The sequence below is a fragment of the Methyloversatilis sp. genome, from assembly GCF_965284615.1.
Taxonomy (GTDB): domain Bacteria; phylum Pseudomonadota; class Gammaproteobacteria; order Burkholderiales; family Rhodocyclaceae; genus Methyloversatilis.
Genome location: NZ_OZ260098.1, coordinates 773,081 through 788,727, shown reverse-complemented (window position 1 = coordinate 788,727; position 15,647 = coordinate 773,081). Strand labels below are relative to the sequence as shown.

Below are 15,647 nucleotides of genomic sequence, written 5' to 3'. Positions count from 1 at the left end.
ACGGCGTGTCCCTGCACAGGGCACACCGAATACTGTCAGGACTGTTCGGGCGCGATCAGTCGCTTGCTGCCGTCCTCGTTCACCGCGACATAGGTGAGCTGCGCCGAGGCGACCTTCAGGATCTTCACACTGTCATAGCCGGTTTCTGCGTAGACGTTGACATCGACCGTGATCGACGTGGTGCCGACGCGCGCGACGCGCGAGTAGAAGGACACGAGGTACTGCGTCGTGATCGGCTGCAGGAAAACGAATGAATTGACCGCCACCGTCACCACGCGGCAACGCGTGCGGCGCATCGCCGCGATCGATCCGGCGACGTCAACCTGCGACATGACCCAGCCGCCGAAGATGTCGCCGGCGGCATTGATGTCGCGCGGCATGGGCAGCATGCGCAGCGCCGGTTGTTCTTCTGGAAGGTGTTCGATGTTCTGGCTCATGGATGACTCTGATGTTGCATTGCGGAAACCGCATGATAGTGCAGCGGTCCGCCGGTATACGGGGCGAAGCCGGCGCCGAAGATGAGGCCGGCGTCCGCCAGGTCGGCATCGGCCACCACGCCCTGCTCGACGCAGCGGCGTGTGACCCGGATCAGCGGCTCGATCAGCCGCGCCGCCAGTCCCGCCGGTACGGTGGCTGCGCTGGTGCGCTCCGGTCGGCCATCCTTCCAGACGTAGAAGCCCTGCCCGCTCTTGCAACCGAGGTGCCCGGCATCCACCCGCTGCTGCAGGCAGGTCGGCGCCGTTGCGCCGCCGGTCAGCCGGGCGCCGGCGGCCATCGCGATGTCCAGGCCCACGGTATCGGCCAGTTCGATCGGACCCATCGCCATGCCGAAATCGAACGCCGCGCGATCAACCACCTCAGGCGACATCCCTTCGTCGACGCACCTCATCGCTTCGAGCATGTAGGGTCCGAGCACCGCATTGACCAGAAAGCCTGGCGCGCTGGCCACCGGCAGCGGCAGCTTGTCGAGCGCGCCGACGAAGGCCGCGGCGCGCTGCACTGCGAGCTCGAAACTGTCGGCGCCGCGCACCACTTCGACCAGCGGCATCTTCGCCACGGGATTGAAGAAATGGATGCCGACCAGCCGGCCGGGCACGTGCAGCGCGTGCGCGATATCTTCGATGCGCAGGCTGGAGGTATTGGTGGCGAGCAAGGCGTCGTGCTTCGCGCGCCGCTCGACGTCTGCGAGCAGCGCCTGCTTGGCGCCGAGATCCTCGTAGATGGCTTCGATGATCAGGTCGGCACCGGCGACGCCGGCGCCGGTCGGGTCCGGAATCAGCCGGTCGAGCGCGGCGCGCAGCGCAGTGCGGTCGCGACGGAACTTGCGGGCGAAGGCCTTCGCCGCCCGCTGCATCGCCGGCGCGATGCGCGCCAGCCCATTGTCCTGCAGCGTCACATGGAAACCGCACAGTGCGCACCAGGCGGCGATGTCACCACCCATGACGCCGGCGCCAATGACGTGCACGCGACGCACCGGCGGCAGCGTTGTCGCATCGGTCTTGGCGAAGCCGCGCAGCCGCTCGCGCAGGTGATAGACGCGCTGCAGGTTGGGCGTGGTCGGGTGGGCCACCAGTGCCGCCATCGACGCCGGGTGATCGGCCGGCACCGCCAGCGCATTGCCGCCGAAGTCGCGCCACATTTCTACGATGGCGTAGGGCGCCGGGTAATGCTCACGGCGCGCCTTCTTCGCCACCCCTGCGAGCGCCTTCTTCGCCACCATGCCACGCAGCGGACCGAGTAGCAGGCGCTGCAACAGCGGCAGCGGGCGGCGCGGCGGATCTGCCAGCACACGGGCGCGGGCGTGCTCGCGCATCAGCCGCGCCGGCGCGATCTCGTCGACCAGGCCGGCCGCCTTCGCCCGCTTCGCGTCGAGTGCGCGGCCGGTGAGCATCATGTCCAACGCGGCCGGCGCGCCGATGCGCTGCGGCAGCCGCAGCATGCCGCCCCAGCCGGGCACGATGCCGAGCAGCACTTCGGGCAGCGCGAAGCGGGTGCCCGGTTCGTCCACCGCGACGATGTGGCGACAGGCCAGCGACAGTTCGGTGCCGCCGCCGACACAGAAGCCGCGCACCAGTGCGCAGGTCGGGTAACGCACGGCGGCCAGCCGGTTGAACAGGTTCCAGCCGCGGCCGACGATGTCGCGCGCGCCGGCTTCGTCCGTCACCGCACCGAATTCGCCGATGTCGGCACCGGCGATGAAGCCGCTCGTCTTACCGGACAGGATGACCAGCGCGCGCGGTGGCGCGGCGTCGAAGGCGTCGAGCACCAGGCCCAGTTCGCGCATCGCCTCGCCGGACAGCGTGTTCACGTTCTCGCCGGCGCGGTCGAACACCAGCCAGACGAGGTTGTCTTCGTCGCGCTCGATGCGCCAGTGCTTCAGATCGCTTGCATGCACGCTCATGCGGTTTCCACCAGCATCGCACCACCCTGTCCGCCGCCGATGCAGATCGAGGCCATGCCGCGGCCACCGCCGCGGCGCTTCAGCACGTGCAGCAGGTGCAGCACGATGCGGGCACCGCTGGCACCGACCGGGTGACCGATCGCGATCGCCCCGCCATCGACGTTGAGACGTCGTTCGTCCAGCGTACCGAGCGCGTGTGACAGCCCGAGCTGTTCGCGGCAATAGCTGTCGCTCTTCCACGCCTCGATGCAGGCGATGACCTGGGCGGCGAAGGCTTCGTTGATCTCCCAGGCGTCGAGGTCATTCAGCGCCAGGCCGTGGCGCTGCAGGATGGGCGTCGCCGCATGCACCGGGCCCAGCCCCATCTGCGCCGGATCGAGCGCCGCCCACTGCACGTCGAGGATGCGGCCGAGCGGCTTCAGGCCGTACTGATCGACGGCCTTCTGCGACGCGAGCAGCAGCCAGCTCGCGCCGTCGGTCACCTGCGAACTGTTGCCGGCGGTGATGTGGCCGTGCTTGCGGTCGAACACCGGGCGCAGCTTTGCCAGCCGCTCGACCGACGAGTCGCGGCGCATGCCGTCGTCTTCGGCGTAGAGCTTTCCGTCGCGGTCGGTCAGCGGCACGATTTCGCCGAAGCAGCCTTCGTCGAGCGCGCGGGCTGTGCGCTGGTGCGAGCGCATGGCGTAGAAGTCCATCTGCGTGCGGCTGATGCCGAACCGCGCTGCAAGGTTCTCGGCGGTCTGGCCCATGTTCAGGCCGATCACCGGATCGGTCAGCCCCTTGATCAGGCCGATTACCGGCGCCAGCATCGCCGGCCTGAACTTCGTGATCAGCGACGCGCGCTGACCCAAGGTCTTCGCCGCGTACCACTGCGACAGCCAGCGCACCATCGCGTCGGAGAACAAGAGATGGGCGCGCGACAGCGCATCGACACCGCCGGCCAGCACCAGGTCGGCGCGACCGCGCTGGATGTTGGCGAGGCCGGAATCGAGCGCCTGCATGCCGCTGGCGCAATTGCGCATCACCGTCCAGCCCGGCACGCGGTCGCCGCAGCCCATGCGCAGCGCGGCGATGCGGCCGATGTTCGCTTCGTCGGCAGACGGCGCGGCGCAACCGAGAATGACTTCGTCGAGCTGATCCGGCCGGAAGAGCTGGCGCGCCAGTAGCGCGTTGCCGGCCGCCACCGCGAGGTCGGCGGCCGCGAACGGACCGGGTGCGTTGCGCGACTTCAGGAACGGGGTGCGCGCCCCATCGACGACGAATACGTCAGGAAACGACATGGCCAGTCCTCAGGCGGCGAGCGCGGTGACGTTGCGCGCTTCGGCCGGGGTCGCGGGCACGGCGTCGGCGCCGAAGTCCTGCGCGAAATCGTCCACCTTGACCACGCGGTCGCGCAGTTCGTCGCGGCGCGTGACCAGCGCGAATTCCTGCGCGTCGATGACGCCGGCTTCGAAGGCGGCGCGCATCATGCCCGGCCCGCGCGCCTTCAGATCGCCGCGCTTCTGCGCCGCGCGCACCTTGGCTTCGATCGCCTCGGCCGCCACCGTCGCCTTCAGCGCATGCTCGATGGCACCGACCGCGTCGTGTTCGTCCTGCGGCACGTACATGTCGGCGGTCAGTCGGTCGCGCGTCGCCGACGGCTCGATCAGCAGCTTCGCCACCTCGCCGCCGAGGCGGTCCGACGGCACCACGTAGGGCCGGCCGAGCGGGAAGATGAGGCGGCGCAGCAGCATGCCGATCAGGCGGTTCGGGAAATTCGAAATGACGCCTTCGAACGCGGTCTGCGCATGGAACAGGGCGTCCCAGATCGCCCAGTGCATCAGCGGCGCGTCGGCGGCCTGGCGGCCTTCGGCCTCGTAGCGCTTCAGCGTGGCCGAGCACAGATACATCAGCGACAGGATGTCGCCCAGCCGCGCCGACAGCTTCTCCTTGCGCTTCAGGTCGCCACCCATCGTCAGCATGGCCGCGTCGGCGATAAAAGCGAAGGCGGTCGAGAAGCGGGTGAGCTGCTGGTAGTAGCGACGTGTTTCCGGCGCCACATTGCCCGGCACGCCGACCCAGTGCGAACCGGTCAGACCGGTGATCAGCGTGCGCACCGCATTGCTCACCGTATAGCCGATGTGGGCGAACAGCGCGTCGTCGAATTCCTTGAGTGCTTCCGGCGTGTCGTCGGCCAGCGCGGCGCGCATTTCGCGCAGCACGTAGGGATGGCAGCGGATGGCGCCCTGGCCGAAGATGATGAGGCTGCGCGTCAGGATGTTCGCGCCTTCGACCGTGATGCCGATCGGAATCTGCTGGTAGGCGCGACCGAGGAAGTTCGACGGGCCAAGGCAGATGCCCTTGCCACCGAGGATGTCCATGCCGTCATTGACGACGATGCGGGCGCGTTCGGTGATGTGGTACTTGACGATGGCCGACACCACCGACGGCTTCTCGCCGAGGTCGATGGCGGACGCGGTCATTCGGCGGGCGGCGTCCATCATGTAGAGGTGGCCGCCGATGCGCGCCAACGGTTCCTGTATGCCTTCGAAGCGGCCGATCGCCGTCTTGAACTGGCTGCGCACGCGCGCATAGCCACCGACCGCGCGCGCGGTGAGCTTGGCCATGCCGGTGTTGGAGGCGGGCAGCGAGATCGAGCGGCCGGCAGCCAGGCACTCCATCAGCATGCGCCAGCCCTGGCCGGCCATCGCCGGGCCGCCGATGATCCACTCCAGAGGCATGAACACGTCGCGCCCCCAGTTCGGACCGTTCTGGAATACCGCGTTGAGCGGGAAGTGGCGGCGACCGATCTGCACGCCCGGGTGGTCGGTCGGAATCAGCGCGCAGGTGATGCCGATGTCTTCGGTGTCGCCGAGCAGGTGGTCGGGGTCGTACAGGCGGAAAGCCAGGCCGAGCAGCGTGGCGACCGGGCCCAGCGTGATGTAGCGCTTGTCCCAGGTCACGCGCATGCCCAGCACCTCGCGGCCCTCATGCATGCCGCGGCAGACGATGCCGTAGTCGGGAATCGACGCCGCGTCGGAACCGGCCTGCGGGCTGGTCAGCGCAAAGCACGGAATCTCCAGCCCCTTGGCGAGACGCGGCAGGTAGTGGTCCTTCTGCGCGTCGGTACCGTAGTGCAGCAGCAGTTCGGCCGGGCCGAGTGAATTCGGCACCATCACCGTCACCGCGGACGCCGAGCAGCGCGTCAACAGCTTGGTGACGATCTGCGAATGCGCCCAGGCGGAGAATTCCTTGCCGCCGTATTTCTTCGGAATGATGAGGCCGAGGAAGCCCTTGTCCTTGATGTACTGCCAGGTCTCGGGCGGCAGGTCTTTCAGCTCGTGCGAGATGCGCCAGTCGTCTGACAGGCGGCACAGCTCGTCAACCTCGTTGTCGAGGAAGGACTGTTCTTCGGCACTCAGTTTCGGTTCCGGGTAGGCGTGTAACTTTTGCCAGTCGGGATGCCCGCGGAACAGTTCGCCTTCCCACCAGACGGTGCCCGCTTCGAGCGCGATGCGTTCGGTATCCGACATCGGCGGCAGGATGTTGCGGTACACCGCCAGCAGCGGCCGCGAGATCAGTGCGCGGCGCAGCGGCACCAGATTCAGCAGCAGTGCGGGCACGCCGAACAGCACGCCGGCGGTGACGCAGGCGGCGACCGACCAGTCGAAATGCAGCGCCGCAGCGACCAGCCAGGCGGCGAGCGACGCGGTGATCAGCAGCAGTGGCACCCGCATGTAGGCCAGCGCGATCAAGCCCAGCGGCAACAGCAGAAGAAGCGTCCAGGTCATGTGTATCTCCTCGTCCGGTCATGCTGCTGCGATACGCGCGCACGGCGCTTATGTCCGCAGTCTAGTTGCAATCGTCCGGGCTTTCGCCCCATCAGTTCGATTCCGGCAACGGCGCACGCAGGCCGCCGAGCAGGAAACTCATCAATCGCGGCACCATGCGCGCCATCGCGTCCGGCTCGTCGATCTGCACGCCGGTCATCACCTGCAGCGTGTCGATGCCGGATACCGCGTAGGACATGGCGCCGAACATGAAATGCAGGCGCCACACGATGTCCTCGACCGGCACCGCCGGCAGCGCCCGGCTCAGGGCGTCGCGATAGCGGCCGATCACCGGCGCGTACTCGGTCGCCAGGCACTCGCGCACCACCGCCGACGGCTCGGTGAAGGTGCGGCCCAGCAGGCGCATGAATTCGCGTCCCCGTTCGCTCTGCGCCGCCAGCGCCAGCGAACCGCTGAAGAAGCATTCGACGATCACCCTCGCCTTCACCGGCGCCCCACCGGCGGCGGCTTCCGCGTCGTCGAGCGCCTGCATGCGCAGCGCGTTCAGGGGTCGTAGCCCGCGCAGCAGCACTTCCTGCACCAGCACGTCCTTCGAGCCGAAGTGATAATTGACCGCCGCCAGATTGACGCTGGCCGTGGTCGTGATCATCCTCATCGAGGTCGCCTCGAAACCGTGCGCTGCAAACAGCGACTGCGCCGCATCGAGGATGCGGGTGCGCGTTTCGATCACGGAAGGTCGGTTGCGGCGGGCGTCCATGTCGTGAAGCACGGCCTCATGTTCAAACGTTCGTTTGAATCTAGACCCTTGAATGTCGTCTGTCAATCTTGCACCGCCGCATTGAGGCAGAACGCGCGCAGCTACCTCTTTCGGGGCATTGCCCTGCCCCGCCCCCGCTCGAATAATCCTGAAAACCTCAGTTGATCGGCGTCGTGGGTGCGGTTGGCGGGGTGCACGGCAAGGCGCGAGGACGCGGCAGGATGGCTCCCTGCAAGGACGAGCAACGCGGCCGGGCGCACCGCCGGCCGTGCACGCGACGTCGAAGCGGTCTCACCCGGAGGGTGAGCGATGCAAACCGAGCAACGTCCTTAATGGGCAGGGCTTTCAACCTCACGGCAAGCGGTCAACTGAGGTTTTCAGGATTATCCGCCCTCCACATCGCGCATCCGCTGACCGGCACGAGGCCGGCGCCGCACGGACGCGCAGCGACATGAACAGGAGGTCTCTGATGCCGGACGCACCGGTGAAGTATCCGAAACAGCCACTGGTCGCCGACGGCGGACCGGGCGTGCACTGGATCACCCGCCCCGACCCGCAGGGCTGGACCGCGCCGGTGCTGATGGAGTGGGAACTGCGCGGCGAAACGTGGACCGACGAGCACGCGCACGACGAATACGCCTACGTGCTCGAAGGCCGGCTGTTCGTCGAATCGGCTGGGGTGACGGTCGAAGCGACCGCCGGCGACACCGTCTGCGTGCGCGGCGGTTCGGTCGGCCGCTACTACGCGCCCGAGTACGCGCGCATCCTCGGCATCTACGGCCCCAACCCCGCGGGCGGCGGCACCCGGCTGCTCGGCTTCGGCAAGCTGACCGACTGAGACACGACGGGCAGCCGGCGCGCGCCTGATAGCATCGGCGCATGACGCTTTACCAGCACCTCGCCGACCGCACCGCGCAGCTGATCGCCGACGGCGTGCTGCGGCCGGGCGACCGCCTGCCCTCGGTGCGCCAGGCCTGCCGCACGCACGACCTCAGCCCGATCACCGTCACCCAGGCCTACGCACTGCTCGAAAGCCGCGGCCTGATCGAGGCGCGCCCGCGCTCCGGTTACTTCGTGCGCGCCCGCCTCGGTCAACGCCTCCCTGAACCGGCCATGTCGCGGCCGGGGCAACGCTCGACTGCGTTGCAGGTGAGCGACTTCATCTTCGAAATCCTCGACAGCGTGCGCGACCCGGCGGTCGTGCCGCTGGGTTCCAGCTTCCCGGCGCCCGAACTGTTCCCGCTCGACCGCCTCGGCCGCTGCCTCGCCGCCGCGGCGCGCCGCATCAAGCCACTGGACACGCTGACCGACCTGCCGCCGGGCCACCCCGAACTGCGCCGGCAGATCGCGCTGCGCTACCTCGGCGTCGGCGCCGACGTGTCGCCGGACGACATCATCATCACCAATGGCGCGATGGAGGGGCTGAACCTCTGCCTGCAGGCGGTGACCCGGCCGGGCGACCTGATCGCGGTCGAATCTCCCACCTTCTATGCGGGCCTGCAGGCCGCCGAGCGGCTCGGGCTCAAAGTGGTCGAAGTACCCAGCCACCCGCGCGAAGGCGTGAACCTCGCCGCACTCGAACAGCTCCTTAAGAAGCACCCGGTGCGCGCCTGTCTGTTCATGCTGAACTACGCCAACCCGACCGGCGCCTGCGTGCCCGACGACGGTCGCCGCCAGCTGATGGCCCTGCTCGACCGCCACGACGTGCCCTTGATCGAGGACGACGTCTACGCCGAACTGCACCACGGCGAACAGGCGCCCTTGTGCAGCAAGGCGATCGACCGCGACCGCCGCGTCATGCACGTCTCTTCGTTCTCGAAATGCCTGGCCCCCGGCTTCCGCGTCGGCTGGGTCGCCGCCGGCCGCTACGCCGACGCGATCCGCCGGCAGAAGCTGTCATTCAGCCTCGCCACCCCGGTCGCGCTGCAGCACGCGCTGGCCGACTACCTCAAACAGGGTGGCTACGACCGCCATCTGCGCACGCTGCGCACCACCCTGCGTGCCCAGCAGGCCACGCTGGTCGCCGACGTCGAAGCCCATTTCCCGGCCGGTACCCGCATGGCCGAGCCCGAGGGCGGCTATTTCCTGTGGCTGGAACTGCCGGAGGGCTGTGACACGCTGGCGTTGCACCGCGAAGCGCTGGCAAGCGGGATCAGCATCGCACCGGGGCCGCTCTTTTCTGCGCAACGCGAATTCAGGAATTTCGTGCGGCTGAACTTCGGGCATCCTGAGGGTCCGGCGCAGCGCAAGGCGATCGCGACCCTGGGACGCTTGATCGCCTCCATGCTCTGAAGCACGGGCACGACAGCCTGCCGACAGTGCAGCGCTTTCACCGGCGCTGCAGGCACGCGACTTGTCAGCAGGATGAAAGAGCGCCGCGCTGGGTGAATAAAAGCGCGCTTCAGGCCGCCTGTGCCTTCAAGCGTGGGCGTTCTCCTTGTGTCAGAGGGTGTGTCTGACAGCGTTGGAATGGAGTTTCGTATGATCGAAAAGATATTGTCCGCCCCCGGATCGGCGGCGGACTGGGCCGCCGTCCTGGTCGGCCTGGCCAACGCCGCCGTCGGCATCTGGATCGCCGTCAGCGTGAGCCGATTGACCAGGACCACCGAAAAGAACCAGAGCCTGCAGACCATTTACGAACAATGGATGCGCAAGAAGGAACTGAGCATCCAGGTGCCGGCGATTTCCGAACTGGATGCCGCGATGTACAGCCCGGGCGGTGCGTACACGCTGAAGAGCCAGCAGCAGCGCGTCTGGCTGGTGCTCATCATCGACATCCTGTTCAACTGCTATCTGGCGGCCAAGGACGGGCTCTATCCGCAGGATGTCTATGAGGAGGACATGGAGGCCCACCTCGGCTCGATGCTGCGTTTCGACAGCGCGATGGTGGACGCCCTGATGCGCGAACGGGGCTACTGCGGCAAGGGCGTGGTGGGCGAGTTCTACGAGGAAGTGCAACGGATCAAGCAGCGAATCGAGGCCCGGAACGCGGCCCCACCGGCTCAGCCATAAGCCCCGGCACACGCAAACACGGCTTCGAGCATGACCCGGCGACCCGTCGCCGAAGGGATGTGCTTGTGCAGGCAGCGGCTGTCCCAGATGACCAGCGTGCCGGCCTTGCCGCGCAGCGGAACCGGTGAGAGCTTGCGCCGGCGCATCAGCAGTTCGGCGCGATAATGCGTCAGACAGCCGGCAAAGTGGTTCTCGATGCGGCCCGATATGGCGTCATACGACGCCGCTTCGGTGTCCCAGCTTGCAGCGCTGCGCCTTTCCACGCTGTAAAGCTCGCGCGCAAGCGGAACGCGCCAGAATCCCGTGGTGGAGTTCGGAACCACCACCAGCGTCCCGTCGTCGTGACCGACATCGGTCAGATAGAGGAAGGCCTTGATGCGGTGCTTGAAACTGTCGATGTGAAAGAACTCGTCGAACGCGCCGCGCGGTCCGTCCGCCAGCCTGACCTGGGCCCAGTCGCGCACCCGTTCGGCGCGCGCCCCCATGATGGTCTCGACTACGTCGCGAATGCGCGAGTCCTCGAAGAACGGCGCAAAAGCGGCCATCGACGACGCGTCGTGCAGTGAGCGCACCGACGGCGATTGCGGTTCAACCGTGAGCGCAGCGACATCGGGTACGGCCGCACGCATTGCCGTCACCGTCCCGCTGTCGTACCAATCGTCAACGACACTGAAACCCTGTTCGACGACCTCGCGCGCCTGCCGGTTAGACAAGCCTTTTCGCGCCAGACGTGCATAGCTGCGCTGGATTCGTACGTATTCGAGCAGAAAATTCGCGGTCATCTGATGCCGCCGAGCAGGGAATCGATCGCCGACACATGAATGCGGCTGGCAGCAGTATGAACCGACGCAGCGGGACTGACATCGGCCGAACCTCTGATCCTGAACGCTTGCAAGGACATCTTCTCGATCAGCTGGATGCGGAGTAGCACGGACGACGGTGCGTGCTGGACACGATGCACAGGCCCGGCGCCGAAGCGCTTCTGAAGTGGGCCAAACTTGGCTGCTCCCCGATATCGCGAGGTCATGGTATACGCGCTGGCTATTTCACCGTGGCGTGCAGGCATGCTGATCGCGGCGGTCAATGCGCGCCCTGATCGCCGGCACCGCATCAACAGGTCGTCCATCGCTCCGACGGAAGTGCTGCGGGACGCGCGGCCGCAGCGTTGATGCCCCCGAAGACCTCTTGCCTCTCGTTCAGGCCGCTGCCGACCTATTCATGCACTGACCCCGAGTCATCTTTCCAGAACGTTTCTCCGACGGGCCATCCCTCATGTACACCTCCACCTTCACCTTCGCCAAAGGCCAGTACGACGACGACTTCCACGCGCTGGACGCCGTCATCGCCGAGATCGCCCGTGCCATTCCCGGCTACCTCGGAGAGGAAGCCTGGGAGAACGCCGAAACCGGGCTCATTTCGAATGTCTATTACTGGGATTCGATGGACGCGCTGCAGGCACTGATGACTCACCCGGAGCACATCCGGGCCAAGCAGCTGCAGGCACGCTGGCTCAAGGGCTACCAGGTGGTGATCGCGCAGGTTGTGCGTACCTACGGCGACAAGGGGATCCCGCATCCGCTGGCTTCGATCACCTGATCCGCAGCGCAGGGCACGACGGATTCCATCTGTACCTGTAATTATTCAACGGCGCTGAATCTGTTCCTATTCGCCCGTGGCGGGTGTACTGCCGGCATCCCTTTCCGGAGCCTGCTGATGAACACCGATACGCCGCTGGCGGGAGGCGCGGTCCGCGCCGTGCCGCTCACTTTCCATCCGCGCCCGGGCACCGTGCATGCGCGTGCGGTATCCGGCCGTTTCAACAGCTGGCGCTGGGCCATGGTGTGGCTCACCCAGCTCGTGTTCTACGGCGGTGTATGGCTCACCTGGCACGACGGCGATACGGTGCGGCCGGCGCTGTGGATGGACATTCCGCACGAGCGGCTCTATCTGTTCGATTGGGTGCTGTGGCCGCAGGACGCGCTGCTGTTCGCCTTCGTGCTCATCCTCGCGGCGCTGGCGCTGTTCTTCGTGACCGCGCTGGCCGGACGGCTGTTCTGCGGCTTCGCCTGTCCGCAGACGGTGTACACCATGATGTTCACGTGGATCGAGGCGCGGCTCGAAGGCAAGCCGGCCGCACGCCGGGCGCTGGACGCAGCAGCCTGGGGCCCGCGCAAGGCGGCGATCAAGGGTGCCAAGCACGCGCTGTGGCTCGCGCTGGCGGCGTGGACCGCGATCACCTTCGTCGGCTACTTCACGCCGATCCGCGATCTGCTGCCGCGCCTCACCGACTGGGACGTCGGCATGTGGGAAGGCTTCTGGCTGCTGTTCTACGCCGCCTTCACCTATCTGCAGGCCGGCTTCGCGCGCGAATCGGTGTGCCAGCACATGTGCCCGTACTCGCGCTTCCAGGGCGTGATGACCGACGCGCACACGCGCCAGGTCGGCTACGACAGACTGCGCGGCGAGCCGCGCGCGTCGGCGCGCAGCCGGGGCGCCGGCGACTGCGTGGACTGCACGATCTGCGTGCAGGTGTGCCCGACCGGCATCGACATCCGCAATGGCGTGCAGTACGCCTGCATCAACTGCGGCCTGTGCGTCGATGCCTGCGACACAGTGATGGACAAGGTCGGCCGTGCGCGCGGGCTGATCCGCTTCGACTCGGAGAACGCACTGTCCGGGCGCGGCGCGACGACGGTACAGCCACGCGTGAAGCTCTACGCCGCGCTGCTCTCCTTGTTCGCCGCGCTTGGTGTGTGGCAGATGGCGACCCGGCCCGAAGTGCGACTCGACGTGCTGCGTGACCGTGGCGTGCTGATGCGCGAAACGGCCGACGGCCGCATCGAGAACGCCTACCTGCTGAAGGTGGCCAACCTGACGCGCGACGAGGTCGAGTACGTCGCACACATCAATGGCGTGCCGGCTGCGACCATCGTCGGCAACGACCGCCTGCGCGTCGCCCCGAACAGCGTGGCCAGCCTGAGACTGACCGTGTCCGCGCCCGACGACGGCACGCTGCGCGGCGCGCAACCGCTGGACATCGTAGTCGCCCCACGAGAGCGGCCCAACGAGCACGCGAGCGAAGGCAGTCGCTTCCTTTTCCCGTAGGCGTCCGCGTCAGACGATCACGCCGGATCTGCGACACCCGCCGCGCGGCGCCATGCGCCGGGCGTGAGGCCGTAGGCGTTACGGAAGGTGCGGGTGAGATGGCTCTGGTCGGCGAAACCGCAGGCGCTGGCGATCTGCGCCAGCGTGAGCGGGCCGCGCAGCAGCGAGCGCGCCTGCTGCAGGCGGTGGGCAAGCATCCACCGGTGCGGCGTGCGACCGGTGGTTTCGAGGAAGGCGCGCGTGAAGTGGCTACGCGACAGTCCACAGGCCTCCGCCACGGCGGCGACCGACACACGGTCGAAGGCGTGGGCGGCGAGGAATTCGCAGGCGACGCGATGCTGCGCGGCAGAAAGCCGGACCGAGCGTGCAGTGCGGCCCACGGCCCCGCCATACCTGCGCAGCAGGTGCTGCTGCAGCGTCAGCAGCGTTTCGTGAACAAATAGCGGCGCGGCGCAGGCCGGGTCGGTCAGCGCGGGCAACAACGACTGCAGCAGCGCCGCGACCACCGGGTCGCGGGTACCGGGCGAGGCCCGCAGCGTGCCGGCGCTGCGCAGACCGGCATCGCGCGCGCAGTCCTCCAGCACGACGGCCGGCAGCTGTATGCGTACGTTGTCGAAAGGCGCGTCATGCGCGCAGCGCCATTCGTCGCCCAGATGGGTGATCGCCAGCGTGCCGGCCGCGTGTCCGCCGCGGAAAACCAGCCGTCCTCGTTTCCACAACCTGTGGGCGGTGAAGTCACGCCGCTGCACGATGACGCTGAAAGCATCGACACAGGGAATGGGCATACCGACACCCAGCGGGCCGCCGTCGTGCCGCATGCGCACGATGGCGGCGTCGGTCGAATGCAGCATCCACACGTGCGGGCCGGTCGGCCCCGGTACGCCGCTGCGCGGCTCGCGCTGGCGGTGAGGCGACCCGGCGTCGTGGCCGTCCATGCTCATGCGGCGACTCAGTGCGGGTGTGCCGGCACGGGCACCGGCGCCCGTGCACCATGCGGGTCGAGCGCGAGAAAGTGATGCACCCGTGGCCGCTCCGGTCCGACGTGGAAACGCAGCACCTCGCCCTGCAGGTCGGCGGCCGCCTTCGATACGCGCTGGTGCTGGCGCAGGTGTTCGGCCCAGGACTCGACCAGGAACCACTCGACCACGCGCTCGGGGTCCGCCGTGTCCTCGGCCACGCCCCACGCGTAGGCACCGTCGCGACGACGGTCCAGCGCCAGTGCCTGCATCGCCTGCATGAAGGCCGGCAGATCCGGGCGGCGTATGCGGTACTCGATCTGGATCATGACCGGGCCCCGGTCGTGCGCAACCGGCGCGGCGAGCAGCGGCTCCGGCCAGTGGTTGGACGGCTGCAGGTCGGCTTCGCCAATCGGCAGGCGGATGCGGTGCGCCGCAAGTGCGATCGCAGCCAGTGCAATGGCCGCCGCCAGCAGCGTCTGCGCCACGCCCAGCTGTTGCGCGACCAGGCCCCAGCCCAGGCTTCCGGCTGCCATCGCGCCATTGAACACCATCAGGTAGATGGCCAGCCCGCGCCCGCGTACCCAGTTCGGCAGTACCGCCTGCGCCACGCCGTTCAGCGTGGTGAGTGCGATGATCCAGCCGGCGCCCAGCACCAGCATCAGCGGTACCGCCAGCCATTGCGGCGGTACCAGCGACAGCGCGGCGACGACGGAGGCCGTCAGCAGCGAGGCGAGCAGCACCTGCGCATCCGGGCCCAGACGTCGCCGCAGCGCCGGCAGCAGCACCGCACCGGCGATCGCGCCCACCCCGACCGCGCCCAGCAGCAGGCCGTAGAAGCCGGCGCTACCGCCGAGCATGTTGCGCGCCAGCAGTGGCAGCAACGCCCAGGCTGCGCTGGCAAGCATGAAGAACAGCGCGGCGCGCAGCAGCACCACGTGCAGTTCGTGGCTGGCGCGGGCATAGCGGAGGCCGGCGCGGAAAGCGCCGAAGAACTGTTCCGGCACCGCGGCCGGCTCAGCCGCCGGCCGACGCCACCACAGCAGCGCGGCAATCACGAACACATAGCTCAGCACGTCGGCGCCATACGCCGCAGCCGCGCCGAAACTCGCCAGCAACAGGCCGCCGGCGGCGGGGCCGACGGCGCGCGCGATGTTCACGCCCAGCGAATTGAGCGCCACCGCGTTCTTCAGATCGGCGCGCGGCACGAGTTCCGGCACGATGGCCTGCCATGACGGCCCCATCAGCGCGGCGCCGATGCCACCGACGAAGGTGAGTGCGATCAGCGAGCCGACGGTCAGCGTATGCGTTGACGCCAGCACCAGCAGCGTGACGCTGACGCATGCCAGCAGCACCTGCACCGCGATCAGCAGGCGGCGCCGGTCCAGCGTGTCGGACAGCACGCCGGCCGGCAGCGCGAGCAGGAAGACCGGCAGTGTTGCCGCGGTCTGGATCATCGCCACCGCAGCCGGGCTGGCTGACAGTTCGGTCACCATCCACGCGCTGGCGACATCGCGCATGAAGGTGCCGATATTGCCCAGCACCGTTGCGCACCACAGCACTGCGAAAACAGGCTGGCGCAGCGGCGCGAAACTGCCGGAGCCCGGCGGTGAGGTCGTGTGTGTCTGCATGGCGGCGCTCCTGCC

The 15,647-nt window shown here is 67.9% G+C and carries 14 protein-coding genes; 5 read left to right on the top strand and 9 right to left on the bottom strand.

What is annotated here, in order from left to right; all coding sequences use genetic code 11:
* Positions 1–35: 35 nt before the first annotated feature.
* The 5 genes from ACQ66H_RS03890 to ACQ66H_RS03870 form a co-directional block, all read right to left on the bottom strand.
* On the bottom strand, positions 36–437 hold the full coding sequence (locus tag ACQ66H_RS03890) for an acyl-CoA thioesterase (RefSeq protein WP_430432880.1): 402 nt from the start codon (positions 435–437) through the stop codon (positions 36–38).
* Positions 434–2,401, bottom strand: a complete 1,968-nt coding sequence (locus ACQ66H_RS03885) for a 3-hydroxyacyl-CoA dehydrogenase NAD-binding domain-containing protein (protein ID WP_430432879.1) — start codon at positions 2,399–2,401, stop codon at positions 434–436. The genes ACQ66H_RS03890 and ACQ66H_RS03885 overlap by 4 nt, the downstream gene beginning before the upstream one ends.
* Entirely contained in the window at positions 2,398–3,681 is a 1,284-nt protein-coding gene (locus ACQ66H_RS03880; protein WP_430432878.1) for an acetyl-CoA C-acetyltransferase, read from the bottom strand. Before ACQ66H_RS03880 ends, ACQ66H_RS03885 begins: the two co-directional genes overlap by 4 nt.
* A 9-nt stretch (positions 3,682–3,690) precedes the next feature.
* A complete protein-coding gene (locus ACQ66H_RS03875; RefSeq protein ID WP_430432877.1) occupies positions 3,691–6,171 on the bottom strand; it encodes an acyl-CoA dehydrogenase in 2,481 nt (826 codons plus the stop codon).
* Between the two features lie 91 nt (positions 6,172–6,262).
* The gene (locus ACQ66H_RS03870) at positions 6,263–6,928 is read right to left on the bottom strand and encodes a TetR/AcrR family transcriptional regulator (protein ID WP_430432876.1); all 666 of its coding nucleotides are present in this window, start codon (positions 6,926–6,928) and stop codon (positions 6,263–6,265) included.
* A 469-nt stretch (positions 6,929–7,397) separates the two neighbouring features.
* On the opposite strand from ACQ66H_RS03870, the gene ACQ66H_RS03865 reads away from it, so the two are divergent.
* The 3 genes from ACQ66H_RS03865 to ACQ66H_RS03855 all read left to right on the top strand — a co-directional run bounded on the left by ACQ66H_RS03865 (position 7,398) and on the right by ACQ66H_RS03855 (position 9,940).
* Positions 7,398–7,766 carry a cupin domain-containing protein gene (locus ACQ66H_RS03865; RefSeq protein WP_430432875.1) on the top strand — a complete coding sequence of 123 codons (369 nt, stop codon included), beginning with the start codon at positions 7,398–7,400 and terminating at the stop codon, positions 7,764–7,766.
* A 41-nt stretch (positions 7,767–7,807) separates the two neighbouring features.
* Complete coding sequence (locus ACQ66H_RS03860) at positions 7,808–9,220, top strand: PLP-dependent aminotransferase family protein (protein WP_430432874.1); 1,413 nt, start codon at positions 7,808–7,810, stop codon at positions 9,218–9,220.
* Between the two features lie 189 nt (positions 9,221–9,409).
* Positions 9,410–9,940: a hypothetical protein gene (locus ACQ66H_RS03855; protein WP_304001098.1), complete on the top strand. Its 531-nt coding sequence runs from the start codon at positions 9,410–9,412 to the stop codon at positions 9,938–9,940.
* Here the strand turns inward: ACQ66H_RS03855 and ACQ66H_RS03850 are convergent.
* Positions 9,931–10,722: a phytanoyl-CoA dioxygenase family protein gene (locus ACQ66H_RS03850; RefSeq protein WP_430432873.1), complete on the bottom strand. Its 792-nt coding sequence runs from the start codon at positions 10,720–10,722 to the stop codon at positions 9,931–9,933. The two genes, ACQ66H_RS03855 and ACQ66H_RS03850, sit on opposite strands and share 10 nt — an antisense overlap.
* On the bottom strand, positions 10,719–11,066 hold the full coding sequence (locus ACQ66H_RS03845) for a hypothetical protein (RefSeq protein ID WP_430432872.1): 348 nt from the start codon (positions 11,064–11,066) through the stop codon (positions 10,719–10,721). The genes ACQ66H_RS03850 and ACQ66H_RS03845 overlap by 4 nt, the downstream gene beginning before the upstream one ends.
* Positions 11,067–11,212: 146 nt before the next feature.
* On the opposite strand from ACQ66H_RS03845, the gene ACQ66H_RS03840 reads away from it, so the two are divergent.
* Together ACQ66H_RS03840 and ccoG are read left to right on the top strand one after the other, a co-directional pair.
* Entirely contained in the window at positions 11,213–11,536 is a 324-nt protein-coding gene (locus ACQ66H_RS03840; protein ID WP_430432871.1) for an antibiotic biosynthesis monooxygenase family protein, read from the top strand.
* Positions 11,537–11,653: 117 nt separating this feature from the next.
* On the top strand, positions 11,654–13,045 hold the full coding sequence (ccoG, locus tag ACQ66H_RS03835; protein WP_430432870.1) for a cytochrome c oxidase accessory protein CcoG: 1,392 nt from the start codon (positions 11,654–11,656) through the stop codon (positions 13,043–13,045).
* 17 nt (positions 13,046–13,062) lie between these two features.
* On the opposite strand, the gene ACQ66H_RS03830 is transcribed toward ccoG, so the two are convergent.
* Both ACQ66H_RS03830 and ACQ66H_RS03825 read right to left on the bottom strand, forming a co-directional pair.
* Positions 13,063–13,986: a helix-turn-helix transcriptional regulator gene (locus ACQ66H_RS03830; RefSeq protein WP_430432869.1), complete on the bottom strand. Its 924-nt coding sequence runs from the start codon at positions 13,984–13,986 to the stop codon at positions 13,063–13,065.
* Positions 13,987–13,994: 8 nt separating this feature from the next.
* Positions 13,995–15,632, bottom strand: a complete 1,638-nt coding sequence (locus ACQ66H_RS03825; RefSeq protein ID WP_430432868.1) for an MFS transporter — start codon at positions 15,630–15,632, stop codon at positions 13,995–13,997.
* Positions 15,633–15,647 lie beyond the last annotated feature (15 nt).